The 15,521-nt window shown below is 62.6% G+C and carries 14 protein-coding genes and 1 pseudogene; 10 read left to right on the forward strand and 5 right to left on the reverse strand.

Annotated features, from left to right (window positions below; translation table 11 throughout):
* Positions 1-20 precede the first annotated feature (20 nt).
* Together JF290_RS19435 and JF290_RS03840 are read right to left on the reverse strand one after the other, a co-directional pair.
* Positions 21-254 (reverse strand): annotated as a pseudogene (locus tag JF290_RS19435) (IS6 family transposase); the annotation flags it as partial.
* Positions 255-371: 117 nt separating this feature from the next.
* Positions 372-1,190, reverse strand: coding sequence for a hypothetical protein (locus JF290_RS03840; RefSeq protein WP_199023424.1), 819 nt, complete (start codon positions 1,188-1,190; stop codon positions 372-374).
* A 110-nt stretch (positions 1,191-1,300) separates the two neighbouring features.
* On the opposite strand from JF290_RS03840, the gene JF290_RS03845 reads away from it, so the two are divergent.
* The 4 genes from JF290_RS03845 (at position 1,301) to JF290_RS03860 (ending at position 7,251) form a co-directional block, all read left to right on the forward strand.
* On the forward strand, positions 1,301-2,584 hold the full coding sequence (locus JF290_RS03845; RefSeq protein WP_199023425.1) for a hypothetical protein: 1,284 nt from the start codon (positions 1,301-1,303) through the stop codon (positions 2,582-2,584).
* An 18-nt stretch (positions 2,585-2,602) separates the two neighbouring features.
* Positions 2,603-5,218 carry an MAC/perforin domain-containing protein gene (locus JF290_RS03850; protein WP_199023426.1) on the forward strand — a complete coding sequence of 872 codons (2,616 nt, stop codon included), beginning with the start codon at positions 2,603-2,605 and terminating at the stop codon, positions 5,216-5,218.
* A gap of 213 nt (positions 5,219-5,431) precedes the next feature.
* Positions 5,432-6,445, forward strand: coding sequence for a tRNA dihydrouridine(20/20a) synthase DusA (dusA, locus tag JF290_RS03855; protein WP_199023427.1), 1,014 nt, complete (start codon positions 5,432-5,434; stop codon positions 6,443-6,445).
* A 182-nt stretch (positions 6,446-6,627) separates the two neighbouring features.
* Positions 6,628-7,251, forward strand: a complete 624-nt coding sequence (locus JF290_RS03860; protein ID WP_328701195.1) for a phytanoyl-CoA dioxygenase family protein — start codon at positions 6,628-6,630, stop codon at positions 7,249-7,251.
* On the opposite strand, the gene JF290_RS03865 is transcribed toward JF290_RS03860, so the two are convergent.
* From JF290_RS03865 to ccmI, 3 genes are read right to left on the reverse strand one after another with little or no spacing between them, the layout of a single operon-like run.
* The gene (locus JF290_RS03865; RefSeq protein WP_199023428.1) at positions 7,252-7,485 is read right to left on the reverse strand and encodes a DUF1289 domain-containing protein; all 234 of its coding nucleotides are present in this window, start codon (positions 7,483-7,485) and stop codon (positions 7,252-7,254) included.
* Entirely contained in the window at positions 7,482-7,964 is a 483-nt protein-coding gene (ruvX, locus tag JF290_RS03870) for a Holliday junction resolvase RuvX (RefSeq protein ID WP_199023429.1), read from the reverse strand. The genes JF290_RS03865 and ruvX overlap by 4 nt, the downstream gene beginning before the upstream one ends.
* On the reverse strand, positions 7,961-9,187 hold the full coding sequence (ccmI, locus tag JF290_RS03875) for a c-type cytochrome biogenesis protein CcmI (RefSeq protein ID WP_199023430.1): 1,227 nt from the start codon (positions 9,185-9,187) through the stop codon (positions 7,961-7,963). Before ccmI ends, ruvX begins: the two co-directional genes overlap by 4 nt.
* 232 nt (positions 9,188-9,419) lie before the next feature.
* On the opposite strand from ccmI, the gene JF290_RS03880 reads away from it, so the two are divergent.
* From JF290_RS03880 to JF290_RS03905, 6 genes are all read left to right on the forward strand, one after another.
* The gene (locus tag JF290_RS03880) at positions 9,420-10,664 is read left to right on the forward strand and encodes a sarcosine oxidase subunit beta family protein (protein WP_199023431.1); all 1,245 of its coding nucleotides are present in this window, start codon (positions 9,420-9,422) and stop codon (positions 10,662-10,664) included.
* A gap of 214 nt (positions 10,665-10,878) precedes the next feature.
* On the forward strand, positions 10,879-11,139 hold the full coding sequence (locus JF290_RS03885; RefSeq protein WP_199023432.1) for a hypothetical protein: 261 nt from the start codon (positions 10,879-10,881) through the stop codon (positions 11,137-11,139).
* Between the two features lie 93 nt (positions 11,140-11,232).
* Positions 11,233-11,568 carry a TfoX/Sxy family protein gene (locus JF290_RS03890; RefSeq protein WP_199023433.1) on the forward strand — a complete coding sequence of 112 codons (336 nt, stop codon included), beginning with the start codon at positions 11,233-11,235 and terminating at the stop codon, positions 11,566-11,568.
* Positions 11,569-11,572: 4 nt separating this feature from the next.
* Positions 11,573-11,902: a sarcosine oxidase subunit delta gene (locus JF290_RS03895; protein WP_199023434.1), complete on the forward strand. Its 330-nt coding sequence runs from the start codon at positions 11,573-11,575 to the stop codon at positions 11,900-11,902.
* Positions 11,899-14,910 (forward strand): sarcosine oxidase subunit alpha family protein, encoded by a 3,012-nt coding sequence (locus JF290_RS03900; RefSeq protein WP_199023435.1) that lies wholly within the window; start codon positions 11,899-11,901, stop codon positions 14,908-14,910. Before JF290_RS03895 ends, JF290_RS03900 begins: the two co-directional genes overlap by 4 nt.
* The gene (locus JF290_RS03905; protein ID WP_199023436.1) at positions 14,903-15,469 is read left to right on the forward strand and encodes a sarcosine oxidase subunit gamma; all 567 of its coding nucleotides are present in this window, start codon (positions 14,903-14,905) and stop codon (positions 15,467-15,469) included. Before JF290_RS03900 ends, JF290_RS03905 begins: the two co-directional genes overlap by 8 nt.
* Positions 15,470-15,521 lie beyond the last annotated feature (52 nt).

Raw genomic sequence — 15,521 nt, forward strand, 5'->3', positions numbered from 1 at the left:
ACTCTTCCGACAGCTCGCTAAAGCCAATGCTTACGACCTTTGATTGGCACTACGACCTCGTCTAGACGCCATTTGTCGGCCGCCCGTGGCAAATCTCGTCGGACCTTCGCGGCAAATTGGATACCGAAATGCGCTATCCAATCACGGACCGTTTCGCAAGTAACCGTGATACCCCGCGCCGCCAGCCGATCTTCAACGTCACGAAGACTGAGAGCAAAGCTATGGTACGCAAAAACCGCGTAGCCGATGACCAATGGCGGGAAACGGAACCCACTGAGGCGGTGAGATCAGACAGAGTCAACATCGCATCGCGCTACAACGGCAAGTCGGTTACAACAACCTGATAATGCCGTTCAACGACCGATAAAAAACTATGCGATCCTGACATCGACCGGGAGCTTGTTCAGGTAATCTTCCGACAATTGATAGGTGTCGGATAACGTAGCACGCGCTGTAGCAGATTGAACGTGACAGATGGCGGCGGTTTCTTCGGCTTTGGCAGCGATCATCTCGTCTAGCGCGCCCTGTGGTCCGATCGGGTCCATTTGCATCACATTGGCGTAGTAGGTCAGATCATTTGGCAAAATTCGCAGGGCCCGGTTCAATATCCAACACCCAAAACCATGGCCGATGATATTGGCGTTTTGCCCTGCTTCATTCGCGCAAGCGCTGCATACCAAAAGGGCCGCCGTGCAGAGTATGTTCTTTTCCAGATAGGGTACCGCGACAGACGGATCCCAATGGGCAGGATCAAGCCCAACGTAGTGAACAAACATCCCGTCTGTCGCCATAGAGGCATGCCAGGCGCGCGCGGAGACCAGAACGTCGGCGAACGGGGCGCCGGCACCGGCAATGACAAACGGTTTGTTATGCGATGCGTGGTCGATGATGGACTGGCCGATCTTTGGCGATGTGGTGCGTCCTAAGGCGTCCACGTGGAAGACTTCGCCGTTCAAGGCCGCGTCCGCTTCGCCGACAACCGGACCATGGCCGGACAGGTCCTGACCCGTATCGCCCAGTCCGGACAACAGAATGTTGAGCTTGCGCGTCACCTGAAAGGCCTTGGACAGATCGCCATGCGTCGCAGCCAGCGCCTTGCGCAATTCGGCCCCTGCCTGAACCGTATCGCTCTTGATCTGGTTGGCTGCCTGCCTGCTTAACCCGTCCAGCAAGGACTCCTGCACGTTCATGAGAGTGTTGCCTTCTTACGTTTCCTGACCATAGGGTAGAGGTAAATCTACCTGAGGTAAATCTTGCGTATCGCCGTAATGCCGTTATCCCCGGATTGGAGACCAAGCCCTTGGATATTCCTGATCGTGCGCTCTTTGACTGGATTGTCGAATTCACAAACCCAACGCGTTTCGTCGAAGGCGTCGAAGGCGTCGAAGGCGTCGAAGGCATCTATGGCGCGCCGATTGACGGCCAGCCCAAGATAGACCTCTACATCGAGCAGGACGCGGGCTCCGAATGGGTTCACCGCTGCGTCTGGACGGATGCGAAGGGTCGGGAGCTAGTGCATATCTTTCGTGTCTCCGAAGACCTGATTGATCAAAGCGTCGCGCAGAATATCTGCGATTCGATGGGGATTGCGTCGCATCCGTTGCTGGATAAGCCTGCTGGAACGGTAGATGATCTGGTGGCCGCGCTCAAAAGCCTCGTGACGGACGGAATCGGCATAAATGCCGATATTACGGTTGGACCGGACAGGGGCCTGCGGGTCATGCGCGACCGCAAGATCTTTGTATTCCCGTTCGACAGCCTGCCGAGTCAGGGAAATCGGGCATCCGGGGCTTTGTTGCAAGCTGTTACCAATTGCATCGCAACGCTGGAAATCCCGTTGGAGCTGAACTCTCCGTTTGCAATCGCCCATGACCTTGAAGACGTAGAACGCAACATGCGCAATGCGGCAGCCGATCAAGGGCTGGGCTTTCGCGCCGAGCAAAAAGAAGACGGGTTGCGGCATTGGTTTGTAACGCAAGGCGGGAGCGTGCGAGGTTTTGCCTCGGTCCGGACGGAGGAAAAGAACGGCCGGCAAATGATCAGCGATGCGGCAACATCGGTCGCCGTCAACCGTCTTGGGTTTGAAATTGCGCCCAGGGAAACGGCAGGCTCGCTTGTTGCGAAAAGAAGGTGGCCCTTCAGGAAAGGAAGGTGGCCCTTCAGCAGAGATACGGAAAACCCGGCGGAGCTATTCACCCATGCCAGACGGGGATCGTTGTCCGAAGTTGACCTGCCAAAGAATTGGCCTGACGAAGACAAGCGCAAGCGCGAAGAAGAAAGACGGCGTATTGCGGCAGAGGATCTGGTCGCGCGTTACTTCAGCCCGAATCCACCGGGGCCGAGCCGTGACAGTGTCGAGATCAATCAAGAGACGGCGCGTTGGATCAGCCAGCAAAGCCTGGCGGGCACGAAAAAAAACAGGACTCCGGAAGAGCTCCAACGGTATCTCCGGCGACATTGGCTTGAGCAGGATCCGAACGAATCCCAAGAGCAGCACCACAATGGCGGTAACAAACCAGCAGAGACTGGCAAAGACCCCAACGACAAGGGCAAAGAAGAACTTAACGAGCATCCACCGAAATAGGCATAGGATTGGGTTGATATGGAGTATTCTTTGGAATTGCGCCGGCGCGACAGCGGATCGAACGATGGCGCGCGCCTCCCGATATGTATGTCTGTTCTAAGTCTGGTGTGGCTTTCGCTCTTTGCACTTCCAGCATTGTCACAGGATCTGTCAGGCGTCTGGCGCGATGAAAACGCGTATGAGCGCGACAAGACAGAGCCGCAACTGTCTACAGTTGCCTTTGCGGATGGACGACCGCACGGTACCTTCGACTCCGAGCCATATTTCGAGATCGCCCGGGCACAGGTTGACGGCGTTCACCAACTGTTTTTCCGCTCGGACATCGGGAGTGTGTTCGCCAGTGTCATGCCGGTTGAGGGCGAAGAGGGACAATTTGACATCATCGACCTGCGCGAGGCGTCGAAAGGAACGCACCTTGCACGCTTGCGCTATGGCACCGATATCTGCGCCAACAAGCCCGCGTGCTTTCAGCTTGAGGTCGACAAGACGGTGGGCGATCTGTTTCCGGTCGATCCGGACAGCATCGTCCGCTACGTGCCGATGGAGGTCTACGACGCCAAGACCGCTTTGCCGAGACCGCAGGGCTGGGACGACACTTTCCTGCCGATGAGCGCCAATTTCGACGAGTTGCTGAAATGCTATCGCCTCAAGGATCTGGACCCGACCGACCTGCAGGCGACTTCGGGATGCGGGCTGCGCCTGTTTGTTGAGCCGGATATCGGCTCTTATGCGTTTGAGCAGAAAAACGGTCACGCCATTCCGTTTGGATGGAAATTTCGCGCGCGCGATGATTTCGACGGCAACGAAAAGCTTAGAACGACAGAATCTATGCGCGATGTCGAACAGGCGACCAAACTGGATATCGGCGCAAAGGCCAGCGCAAATATCGCCGGGTTCACAGCATCGGTCGATGTTGACGTCGTGACGCAACGGGCATTTGAGCAAATGACCGGAAAAAAGTCGATCCGGCTCGAAGCGCATTACACCAGCATGAATTTCAGCCTGGTCATGAACAGACAATATGTCATCATGTCCGAGCGCTTCACCGATGATGTCATCGACCTCTTCGAGGCGTATCGCGAGGATGAGACCAGCGAGATCTACCAAAAGCTCTTCCAGAAATTCTTTAACGATTGGGGGACGCATTACACAAATGCGATCACGTATGGTGCGCGCGGATACCGGCATTACTATCTGACCGAGGATCAGGTCCGCGCGGCACACTCGCAAAAGCTGAATGTCGCCGTCGGCGTCTGCGCGGGCTACAAGGGCGCCGTAGCCAAGATCAAGGCCTGTGCAAATGTCGCCAACGATCAACACATGGCTGACAAGATCAGTAAGAACAACATCCTGTCGACAACCGATTTCAAGTGCTTTGGCGGGGGCGGCTGCAACGAGGGTGTGCCGTCAGGCGTCGGCGAAAAGCCCATCTTGTCCGATCTCAGACCGCTATCCGATCTTTTTGCGCCGCCGTTTTTCTCGGACCTGTTCCGCACCGACCCGGTCGCCTTCACCGCGCTGCGTGAGCGGGCCAGTCAAGAGGTCTTCAACCGGGCGTTCACGCGGCAAGACGGGGCAGATACCGAAGTTTTTCGCTTTGCCGAATTCGCCCAGACGCAGGCGGGTCAGGGCCCAACATTGCTGTGCGGCCCGGACAGCGTATTGAGCCCAGCCTCACCCCAATCCTTTGCGGCCGGGTCATGCTGCCAGACAGGGAAACCTGTCGTAGCAGCTTTGGCGCCTCAAGAGGGCGATCCGCCTCCGCAACAGACGACTTATGGCGCAATGATCTCGTCCATGCCTGAGGGCCAGATGAACCTGACCGATCCGGATGGCGCTCTGCTGACAAAGGCCGGCAACTTTATCACCGGGGTCCAGGTCGAATATGAAGGGTTGTCAGCCATCCAGCCCGACGCTGTCCCGATGCAGCGCGGCAACGGGATCGATGCGCTGACGATCGATTATTATTATCCTCAAGTGCCTGATTTGCAAAAGGCGTGTGTGGACCAGATGCAAGATGGCGCGGCGCCGCAAGGGGCACCGCCAAACGTGTCCTGCGTCATCTCCAACGGCCAGCAGGTGCTGGACTTCAAGCGCGCCTGCAGCACGCAATTCGGCAATGAAAGTGTACCAATCTACAAAGAACTCAAAGGCATGACGCTTTGCGCCAGAGAGGTGGAATTCACCAGCGATTCAGATGCATGGTGCAAGGCAACATATGGCCCAGGCGCGGCAGGCACGGTCAGCCGGGAGACGACTCTCGATGGATACATCTTCTATTCTCAAGCATGCGCAAAACCCGATGGCACCATCGTGCAGATCGACAGCGAGGCGATTTGCCGGGATCAATTCGGCTCGGACTTTGCCATCGTCCAAATCCGCGACGGCGGTATTCCGTATCAATGCCGAGGCGTCTGGGCGCCGACCAGGCTGGCCAAAGCGGCACCGGATGCAGAGATCCGCGCCTATCCAAGCCTGACCCCGTTTGAACCTGCCAACGAAGATCCTGCGGATGTCATAATCCCTTTGCAATGGGACGGTGAGTCCGCGAAGACCTGCAATGGGGTCAGCCTTGATATGGTCTTCGGACTGCGCGCAAGAAACGCCGCAGACCTGCTCGCAATTGGCCAGTAGTCTTTGAACGCCGGTCCCGGAGCCGCTGTTTCGCTACCGTGACAGGGGCGGAACCTTCGCCTGTCGTCGTACCAGCGCCCATTGTTCAAGCCGCCGAATGATGGCACACAAAAACTGAACAAGCTCGACTTACGAATGGCCCTGAAAAAAGGGGCTACGTCAAACACTAAGCGGGACGGCTTGTTTATGAAAAGTAGGAGGATGCGGTCTTGAATGGGTAAAACATCGTACTTTGTCGTACCTTGGCGCATGTCTTGCGCGCCTATGATGGACTGGACCGATAGACACTGCCGGTATTTTCACCGGCTGCTGAGCCGTCATGCTCTGCTCTACACCGAAATGGTAACCGCGCCGGCCTTGGTGCGGGGTGGTGCGGTCCATTTGCTGGAGTTCAATCCTGAAGAGCATCCCGTGGCGTTGCAATTGGGCGGGTCGGACCCGTCGGAACTGGCGGCGGCGGCGCGGTTGGGGGCGGAACGGGGCTATGACGAGATCAATTTGAACGTGGGCTGCCCGTCCGACCGGGTCCAATCGGGCACTTTTGGCGCGGTGTTGATGCTGCAGCCTGACCTCGTGTCCGACTGCGTGGCGGCGATGCTTGACTCCGTTGACGTGGACGTGACGGTCAAGTGCCGTATCGGCGTTGACGATCAGGACCCCGAGCGCAGCCTGCCGGAGTTCTTGGAAAGGATCCGCGCCGCGGGATGCCGGAGGGTGATCATCCATGCGCGCAAGGCCTGGCTGCAAGGGCTCAGCCCGAAGGAAAACCGGGACATTCCTCCGCTCGACTACGAGTTGGTCGTGAGGATGAAAGAGGCGTTTCCCGACCTGCATCTGTCCATCAACGGCGGAATCACCTCGCTTGATCAGGCGCAAGGCTTTCTGGATGCGGGGCTGGATGGGGTGATGATCGGGCGCGCGGCTTACCAAGCACCGGCTGATATCCTCTGTGCGGCCGATCGGCTGATCCACGGAGAAGGCCCCGACACCGATCCGGTTCAGGCTGTCAGGGACATGCTGCCCTATATCGAGGCGCATCTCTCGGCTGGCGGCAAGCTGCACCAGGTGACGCGTCACATGCTCGGCCTGTTCGCCGGGCGGCCTGGTGCGCGCGCTTGGCGACGGATGCTCTCGGAGCGCGCCCATCGCCCCGATGCGGGACCGGAATTGCTGCTTGCGGCCCTCGATGTGATCGAACCTGCTGCTGCGGCGCAGGCCGCGGTCTGACGCGATGCCGTCGTGGGGCGATCCGGCGCTGTTTCGCGACCGTGGCTTTCTGGTGTTTGACAGTGATCCGGCGGTGCTTTCATGGGTACCCCATGCGTTGCCCTGCGCGCGCGGCGGTTGCCGATCCTACTCACGCGCATTGGCTTGTCTGCGAGGGGACTTGGTTCGTCGGTGTCGATGCCTTGGCGAACGATACAACGGGCCGGATCGCGGGATCAGGGCCACTATCCGGCAAAGCGGTCGACTTCATCGCGCGGGAGATCGGTCCGGTTCCTCCGCTCCACCCGGCGCAAGTGTCTGTCACCTACAAGGGCTATCCAAGGCCACGTGAGGGCGAAAGCGAGGCGGCCTTCCGATATCGCGTCAAACGCGATGCGGCGCATGTCGATGGTGTGCGGGCGTCTGGTGCCGCAAGGGGGCGTCATGTCGAGGAACCGCATGCCTTCATCCTCGGCCTGCCGCTCACCCTTGCATCTGCCGACGCCGCGCCTCTGGTTGTATGGGAGGGCAGTCATCGCATCATGCGTGCGGCGTTCATGCGCGCCTTCGCCGGGCATGACCCGAAGGGTTGGTCACAGGTCGACGTGACGGACATCTACGCTTCCGCCCGCAAACGGGTCTTTGACACCTGCCGCCGGGTGACACTGGCGGCACAACCCGGGCAGGCGATCCTGTTGCACCGTCTGTGCTTACACGGGGTCGCGCCGTGGGCGGCGGGGGCGGATGCCGGTCGCGACGGTCGGATGATCGCCTATTTCAGACCGGAACTGCCGGGCGGGATCACCGATTGGATCGCGGCGAACTGATCAACGCAGCAACCGCGCTGCTCGCCCGCCGCGCCGCTTGGCGAGACGCGGGGCCCGCTCGGGCAGGGAAGCGGTGATCTCGGCGCGTTCTTCCGGTGTCATCCGCGACCAGCGGCTGATCTCGTCGATGCTGCGCAGGCACCCGGTGCAGATACGTTCGACCGGGTGAACCACGCAGACATTGATGCAGGGCGAGTCGATTTCGTCGCGTTTCCAGACATCCTTGCTGCTCATCGCGTGACCTCCGCCCTGATATGGCGCATCCGGTCCAGCGCCCCCTGCAGGATATAGCTCGCCGCGACATGGTCGATCACCTCGGCGCGACGTTTCCGCGTCGTATCCGCCTCGAGCAGCGCCTTTTCGGCGGCCACCGTGCTGAGACGTTCGTCCCAGAACCCGATGGGCAAGTCGGTCAGACGTTCGAGGTTGCGCGCGAAGGCACGGGTCGACTGGCAACGCGGCCCTTCGCTGCCGTCCATGTTGCGCGGCAGACCCAGAAGGATGCCACCGGCTTCGCGGTCGGCGGCGATGGCCAACACTCGCTCGGCATCCAACGTGAACTTGCGCCGCCTGATGGTTTCCACCGGCGTCGCCGACGCACCCAGCCGGTCCGAAACCGCGACGCCGATGGTCTTGTCTCCGAGGTCCAGCCCGACCAGCGCGCTCATTCGAGGGCAGGCTGCGGCGAAGACGTCGAACGGATCGCAGATCATTGCAAAAGGCCGGCGTCGCGCGCGGCGTCGTTGATCGCGGCCAACGCGTCGGCATTGCCGTCAAACACTTGCAATGCGTTTGCGTGGATCGCGCGGGCCTGCTCCGTTTCTCCCAAAACGCCGAGGGCTCCGATCAGGCGCGCCCAATCTGCCGGCGGTCCGCCCTGGGTCGCCAGCCTGTCTGACAGGCCCTGAACCATGCCGCGGATCATCTGCTGTCGATCCTCGGGGTTCATCTCCTCGGCGGCGGCGATGTCTGCCGCGCTGGGGCCGGGTGTGGCCTCGACCGGGGGCAGGGTGTATTCGACGCCCGCACGCCGGGCCATGTCCTCGATCTGAGCCCGTACGGGCACGATCCAGCGCGCGTCCGGCGGACTGTCGCGCAGCAACGCGTTCCAGATCCGGAAGGACAGGTCGGGACGGCCTGTCTGCGCCATCATCAGGCCCCAGTAGTAGCGCGCAGGCCCGTTGTTCGGATCGCGCGCCAGCGCCTGCCGCAGCACGGTCTCGGCCTCGGGCGAGACATAGCCGCCCGCGGCCAGGATCATCATGTCCGCCATATCCGCGTAATCGGCGGCAGTGGCATTGTCGCCTTTCAGGCGGATCACCTCGCGCTGCGCGGCATAGGCGGCCGTGAAATTGCCGCTGGCGGCCTCGTTGCGCGCCAGCAGCATGTGTCCCTGTATGTCGTCGGGACGGTTGGCGACGGTTTCGCGCAGCCGCTCGACCAGGGCCAGATACTCCTCGCTTAACCCCTGAACCGGGGCCGAGGCAGGCAGGCTCTCTTCCGCCTCGGCCTGTCCCGGGCGTTCGGTCCGTGCCTGTTCGGCCAGTTCGATGCGATGCGCCAGACCCAGATCGCCATAACCCGGCGCACCGAGTTCACGGTAAAGCATCAGGCTGCCCCCGATCAGCGCCACGCCCAGCAGGACCGCTGCGACCAGCGTGCCGCGTCCGGAGGCGCCGCGGTCCGCGCGGGCGGCCTGCAGTTGCGCGTCGGCCTGCAGGATTCGGCGCGACACCTCTGCGCGGATGCGTTCGGCATCCGCTTCGGCGATCACGCCGCGCTCGAGATCCGCTTCGAGGTCCTTCAACTGGGTGCGATAGACCCGCAGGTCATAGGCCGCTGCCGGTTCCGCCGCGGGGCGGCTGCGCAGCAGGACCAGGGCCAAGGTTGCCGCGATCACGAGCGCGATCGCCGATGTGGTGATCCAGAATATCATGCGGTCTCCTGCCTTTGACCTGTCATGTAGCGGTCCGGCGGTCCGGAAAAAAGGGACAAAGCGGCGCAACCACGCGCCTTTGGGTCGCATTTCCGTCTGATGCCGGACCCATGTCGCAAACCGGGTGCAAAGTGCCGCGCCGGGTTGTCCTCTTAATGCTGCTGTTGCCCAGAAGCTGGCGGTATGGTGTCATCGCGTCGAATCCACTGCCGCTGACCGCCCGGAGCCCATGATGAAACGATATTCCGCCTTCGCCATCGCCCGAGAGGCCCTCCGCAATCACACCGGCTGGACCCGGGCATGGCGCGCGGCGGATCCCAAGCGCTCCTATGACGTGATCATCGTGGGTGCAGGTGGGCACGGTCTGGCCACCGCCTACTATCTCGGCAAGAATTTCGGTATCACCAACGTGGCTGTACTGGAAAAGGGCTGGCTGGGCGGCGGCAATACCGGGCGCAACACGACGATCATTCGCAGCAACTATCTTCAGGACCCTTCGGCCGCGATCTACGAGAAATCGCGCGCGCTCTACGAAACACTCAGCCAGGATCTGAACTACAACCTGATGTTCAGCCCGCGCGGTGTCATCATGCTGGCCCAGACCCAGCACGAGGTGCGCGGCTATCAGCGCACGGCCCACGCCAACGCCTTGCAGGGTGTGACGACCGAATTCATCAGCCCCGCCAAGGTCAAGGAGCTGGTGCCGATCATCAACCTGTCCGGGCCGCGTTACCCGGTGCTGGGCGGGCTCTGGCAGGAACGCGGCGGCACCGCGCGCCACGACGCGGTGGCCTGGGGCTATGCGCGGGCCTGTTCGGATATGGGCATGGACATCATCCAGAAATGCGAGGTCACCGCGATCCGGCGCGAGGGTGGCAAGGTCGTCGGTGTCGACACCTCCAAGGGACCGATCGACTGCCGCAAACTGGGCATCGTCGTGGCCGGTCATTCCGGCGTTCTGGCCGACATGGCGGGCTTCCGCCTGCCGATCGAATCCGTCGCGCTGCAGGCGCTGGTCTCCGAGCCGATCAAGCCCTGCATGGACGTGGTGGTGATGGCCAACACCGTCCATGGCTACATGAGCCAGTCCGACAAGGGCGAGATGGTGATCGGCGGTGGCGCGGATGGCTACAACAACTACACCCAGCGCGGCAGCTTCCATCACATCGAGGAAACCGTGCGCGCCCTGATCGAAACCTTCCCGATGGTCAGCCGCCTCAAGATGCTGCGCCAGTGGGGCGGGATCGTCGACATGACCGGTGACCGCTCGCCGATCCTGTCCAAGACCCCGGTCGAGGGCATCTTCATCAACTGCGGCTGGGGCACTGGCGGCTTCAAGGCAATCCCCGGATCAGGCTGGGGCATGGCGGAACTGATGGCGAAGGGCCACTCGCCGCTGACCGATGCGTTCTCGCTCGACCGTTTCCGGCAAGGCCGCTTCATCGACGAAAGCGTCGCGGCAGGGGTGGCCCATTGATGCGTCAGGAAGTCAGTCCTGAAGTCCAAACGGGTGCCGCGCGCCCGTCGGGTTCCCGGCCCGATGCTCACGTTTTCGGGAGGTCGGCACGGCTTGGCCTATTCGCAGCGCAGAAAAACGCGGCTTTTGGCGCGAAATCGGGGCGCAGAGGCCCCCGGTCTGTGCGGGCATGGGCGCTGTCCTTATCTTTGAGATACAAAGAGGAGGAACTGCCATGTCAGACTATATGCATCACGACCTTCAACGCCGGCGCGGCTACGAACTGCACGGCAACATGGACCGCGGAACCGGTTGGGGCGGCATCATCGCTGCCGCCGTGGCTCTGGGTCTCATCCTCGCGCTGGTCTTTTTCGGCGGCGTCTTCGGCTCGAATTCGGTTGAGATCGATCCGGGTGATGCCGCGGCTCCCGCAGCAGTCGCACCCGATGCCGGATCCGCAGGAGAGAGCACACCCGTCCCGGCGCCGGCGCGCTGACCGACCCATCAACCGATTGCAGGGCGGGCGCCATGTGGCGCCCGCCCTTGACGTGCGCGCAACGCATGACCAGCCGGTTCGGGGGCTTTGCTGATGGCCTATCGCGAAGACATGGCCGAAACCATGCGCGCCGATCTGGGAGTGGAGCCGGGGCTGTCCGAAAAGAAGATGTTCGGCGGTCCGTGCTTTCTGCTGCACGGCAACATGATCGGCGGCATCGGCAAGGACGGCGCGCTTTACCGCCCCGGCAAGCCCAACGAAGCCACTGCACCGCGCCTTGACGGGGTCACGCCGATGCAGATGGGAACACGGCGGATGGGCGGATTTGTCCGCCTTGACGACGACGGCTTCGCCGACGCGACCACCCGCCGCAAACTGACCGAGATCGCGCTGGCTTTCGTCGCCAGCCTGCCGCCGAAAGAAGGATGACCCGATGTTGATTCTCACCTGTCCCTATTGTGGCGTCAGAGCCGATGAAACCGAACTTTCGCCCGGTGGCGAGGCGCATCTGACGCGCCATGGGCCCGGATCGTCGGATGACGACTTCCACGGCTACCTCTTCACCCGAGAGAATCCGCGCGGGGTGCATTTCGAGCGGTGGCGCCATGCCTATGGCTGCGGCAAGTGGTTCCACGCGGCACGCGATACCATGACGCTCGAGGTCTTCGGCACCTATCCGGCCCAGACGACCGAGCCGCCTAGGGACATATGCGACGCGATCACGGCCCGGCATCCGGGCTGGAACTGGAGGGATTTTTCATGAGCCATCGTCTTCCCGACCTCGGTCGCCTGATAGACCGCAGCAAGCGCATCGGGTTCCGGTTCAACGGCGCACCACTCGCCGGTCATCCCGGCGACACGCTCGCTTCGGCGCTGCTGGCCAACGACAGGATGATGGTCGGCCGCTCGTTCAAGTACCACCGCCCGCGCGGCGTGGTGGCCTCGGGCGCCGAGGAACCGAATGCGCTCGTGAATATGGGCGAGGGCCCGGGATTCGAGCCGAACCAGCGCGCCACCACGACCGAACTCTTCGATGGTCTCACCGCGCGCAGCCAGAACCACTGGCCCTCTCTCGAGTTCGATGTCGGCGCGGTCAACACCTACCTCTCGCGCTTTCTGCCGGCGGGCTTCTACTACAAGATGTTCATGTATCCGCGCGCCTTCTGGAAGCATGTGTATGAACCCTTCATCCGGCAATCCGCCGGACTGGGGCAGGCGCCGAAGGACCGCGATCGCGACACCTACGAGCATTTCTATGCCTTCACCGACGTGCTGGTGATCGGCGGCGGCGTCGCCGGCCTTCAGGCCGCCCATTCCGCGGCCCAGAGCGGCGCACGGGTGCTGGTGCTGGAACAGACCGCCCATTGGGGCGGTCGGGCGCCGGTCGATGGCGGCTCCTTCGGCGGTGCACCGGCGGAAGAGGCGGTCGAGCAGTTGCTGGAAGAGCTCCGGCAGATGGACAACGTGACCTTGCGCAGCCGTACCATGGGCGCTGGCGTCTATGATCACGGCTACGTCCTCGGATACGAAAGACTGACAGATCACCTGCCGCTGGCGAAAGGGCCGCGCCACCGGCTCTGGCGGATCCGCGCGGCCCAGATCGTGACGGCGACCGGTGCCATCGAACGTCCGCTCTCCTTCGCCGGCAATGACGTGCCCGGCGTGATGCTGGCCTCTGCCATGCGCGATTATGCGGTGAACTACGGCGTTGCCGCAGGCAAGCGGATCGTGGTCGCCACCAACAACGACGACGCCTATCGCACCGCGATCTGCCTCAAGGAGGCGGGGGTCGAGGTTGCGCGAATCCTCGACGCCCGCAGTCGCGGGGGCGGCGCGCTGATGGAGGAGGCGCGTGCGCTCGGCATCCGCATCGATTGCGGCCGCGCCATCGGCAAGGTCTCGGGCGGCAAGCGCGTCGCGAAGGTGATGATCTGCGCCCAGGACGGTGCAGGCGGCGCGCTCGAGGAGGTCGCGTGCGACGCGGTGGCCATGTCCGGCGGCTGGTCGCCGGTCGTGCACCTCTGGTCCCACTGCGGCGGCAAGCTGCTTTGGGACGACCAGCAGGCCCTGTTCCGACCCGATCCCGACCGCCCGCCGACCGGTGCGGACGGCGCGGGCTTCGTGCGTGCGGCAGGTGCGGCGAACGGCCATGCGGGTCTCGACGCGATCCTGTCCGATGCCACCGCAGCCGGGCGCGCGGCGGCGAAGGCCGCGGGGTTCAAGCCCAAGCGGACCGCGGCACCAAGGGGGGAGTCGACCGAGGAGCAACCGCTCGAGCCGGTCTGGCTCATGCCGCGCGAGGCCGAACCGCATCTGCGCGCCAAGTCCTGGCTGGATTTCCAGAACGACGTGAAGGTCTCGGACGTGCAACTGGCCGCCCGCGAAGGCTTTGAAAGCGTCGAACACACCAAGCGCTACACCACGCTCGGCATGGCCACGGACCAGGGCAAGCTCAGCAACATCAACGGGCTGGCAATCCTCTCGGATGCGCTGGGGCAACCGATCCCGGCGACCGGGACGACCACCTTCCGTCCGCCCTATACGCCGATCTCGATGGGGGCGATCGCCGGGGAAGCCCGCGGTGACGTGTTCCAACCGCTGCGCAAGACGCCGATGCACGAGTGGCACGAGCAACAAGGCGCCGATTGGGAGCCGGTGGGCCACTGGCGGCGGCCCTATGCCTTCCCGCGCGCTGGCGAACGGGTTCATGACGCTGTCGAGCGCGAGGTGAAGAACACACGCCAAGCCGTTGGTTTGCTGGATGCTTCGACGCTCGGGAAAATACTGGTCAAGGGGCCCCACGCGGGCCGGTTCCTCGACATGCTCTACACCAACATGATGTCCACCCTGAAGCCCGGTCGCTGCCGCTATGGGCTGATGTGCAGCGAGAACGGTTTCCTGATCGACGACGGCGTGGTCGCGCGGATCGACGAGGATACGTTCCTCTGCCACACAACCACGGGCGGTGCCGATCGTATCCACGCGATGATGGAGGAATGGCTGCAGACAGAGTGGTGGGACTGGAAGGTGTACGTCGCCAACCTGACCGAGCAGTTCGCGCAGGTCGCCGTTGTCGGACCCAAGGCGCGAGAGCTTCTGAACAGTCTCGGCGGCATGGACCTGTCGGCAGAGGCGCTGCCCTTCATGGCCTGGGCCGATGGGCAGATCGGTGGGTTCGACTGCCGCGTCTACCGGATTTCGTTCTCCGGCGAACTCAGTTTCGAAATCGCCGTGCGCGCGGGGCAGGGGTTGGCCTTCTGGGAGGCGTTGATGCAGGCGGGAGAGACTTTCGGTGTCATGCCGTACGGCACTGAAGCGCTGCACATCATGCGCGCCGAGAAGGGTTTCATCATGATCGGCGACGAAACCGACGGCACCGTCATTCCGCAGGACCTTGGCCTTGATTGGGCGATCAGCAAGAAGAAGGACGACTATCTTGGCAAGCGGGCGCAGGAACGACCGCACATGACCGACCCCAACCGATGGAAGCTGGTTGGCCTGGAAACGCTCGACGGATCGGTCCTGCCCGATGGCGCCTATGCCGTTGCGCCGGGGCGCAACGCGAACGGGCAGCGCAACACGCAGGGGCGGGTGACCTCGACCTACCATTCGCCAACGCTGGGCAAGGGGATCGCCATGGGCCTCGTGCTGAACGGACCGGACAGGATGGGCGAGGTGCTCGAATTCCTTGGCACCGACGACAAGACCTTCAAGGCGCGGATCGTCGATCCGGTCTTCTATGACAAGGAAGGGGAGAAGCAGAATGTCTGATCCGGTCAGCGCCCTGAACGGGGCAGAGTTTCACGGGCTAATCGATGTCGCCGATGCCGGCCTGACCGGCATGATCACCCTGCGCGGCAACCTTGGAGCGGCGAAGGCGAAGAAGGCGGTCAAGGCCGTCACCGGAACCGCGGTGCCGGCGGTGGGCGAAGTGCTGGGCTCGGGAGAGACCGCCACCGCGTGGATGTCGCCAGACGAACTGTTGCTGATCGTGCCCTATGCCGAGGTCGCGCAACGCGTGGCCAAGGCCGAAACCGCGCTCGCGGGGGAACACGCGATGGTGGTGGATGTCTCCGACGCACGCGCGGTCCTGACGGTCACCGGTTCCGACGCGCGGGAAGTGATGGCAAAGCTCTGCCCGGTGGACCTGTCCCCGGCAGCCTTCGGCAAGGGGGATTTCCGCCGCACCCGGATGGCGCAGATCCCGGCTGCGTTGTGGATGACGGAAAGCGACCAGTTCACCGTGATCTGTTTCCGGTCCGTGGCGGACTATGCCTTCGCGCTGCTCAAGGTGGCGGCACAGCCTGGTTCCGCCGTCGGCGCCTTCTGATCGCGCGCACAACCCAAGCTTGCGCTTGGTCCGGATGCGCGGCAATCTCCTT

Source organism: Sedimentitalea arenosa (assembly GCF_016428585.1).
GTDB lineage: Bacteria > Pseudomonadota > Alphaproteobacteria > Rhodobacterales > Rhodobacteraceae > Sedimentitalea > Sedimentitalea arenosa.

Coding starts and splice junctions, on each gene's coding strand:
- JF290_RS03840 (WP_199023424.1), bottom strand. CDS start 1,190: ATGAACGTGCAGGAGTCCTTGCTGGACGGGTTAAGCAGGCAGGCAGCC.
- JF290_RS03850 (WP_199023426.1), top strand. CDS start 2,603: ATGGAGTATTCTTTGGAATTGCGCCGGCGCGACAGCGGATCGAACGAT.
- dusA (WP_199023427.1), top strand. CDS start 5,432: ATGGGTAAAACATCGTACTTTGTCGTACCTTGGCGCATGTCTTGCGCG.
- JF290_RS03865 (WP_199023428.1), bottom strand. CDS start 7,485: ATGAGCAGCAAGGATGTCTGGAAACGCGACGAAATCGACTCGCCCTGC.
- ruvX (WP_199023429.1), bottom strand. CDS start 7,964: ATGATCTGCGATCCGTTCGACGTCTTCGCCGCAGCCTGCCCTCGAATG.
- ccmI (WP_199023430.1), bottom strand. CDS start 9,187: ATGATATTCTGGATCACCACATCGGCGATCGCGCTCGTGATCGCGGCA.
- JF290_RS03880 (WP_199023431.1), top strand. CDS start 9,420: ATGAAACGATATTCCGCCTTCGCCATCGCCCGAGAGGCCCTCCGCAAT.
- JF290_RS03885 (WP_199023432.1), top strand. CDS start 10,879: ATGTCAGACTATATGCATCACGACCTTCAACGCCGGCGCGGCTACGAA.
- JF290_RS03890 (WP_199023433.1), top strand. CDS start 11,233: ATGGCCTATCGCGAAGACATGGCCGAAACCATGCGCGCCGATCTGGGA.
- JF290_RS03895 (WP_199023434.1), top strand. CDS start 11,573: ATGTTGATTCTCACCTGTCCCTATTGTGGCGTCAGAGCCGATGAAACC.
- JF290_RS03900 (WP_199023435.1), top strand. CDS start 11,899: ATGAGCCATCGTCTTCCCGACCTCGGTCGCCTGATAGACCGCAGCAAG.
- JF290_RS03905 (WP_199023436.1), top strand. CDS start 14,903: ATGTCTGATCCGGTCAGCGCCCTGAACGGGGCAGAGTTTCACGGGCTA.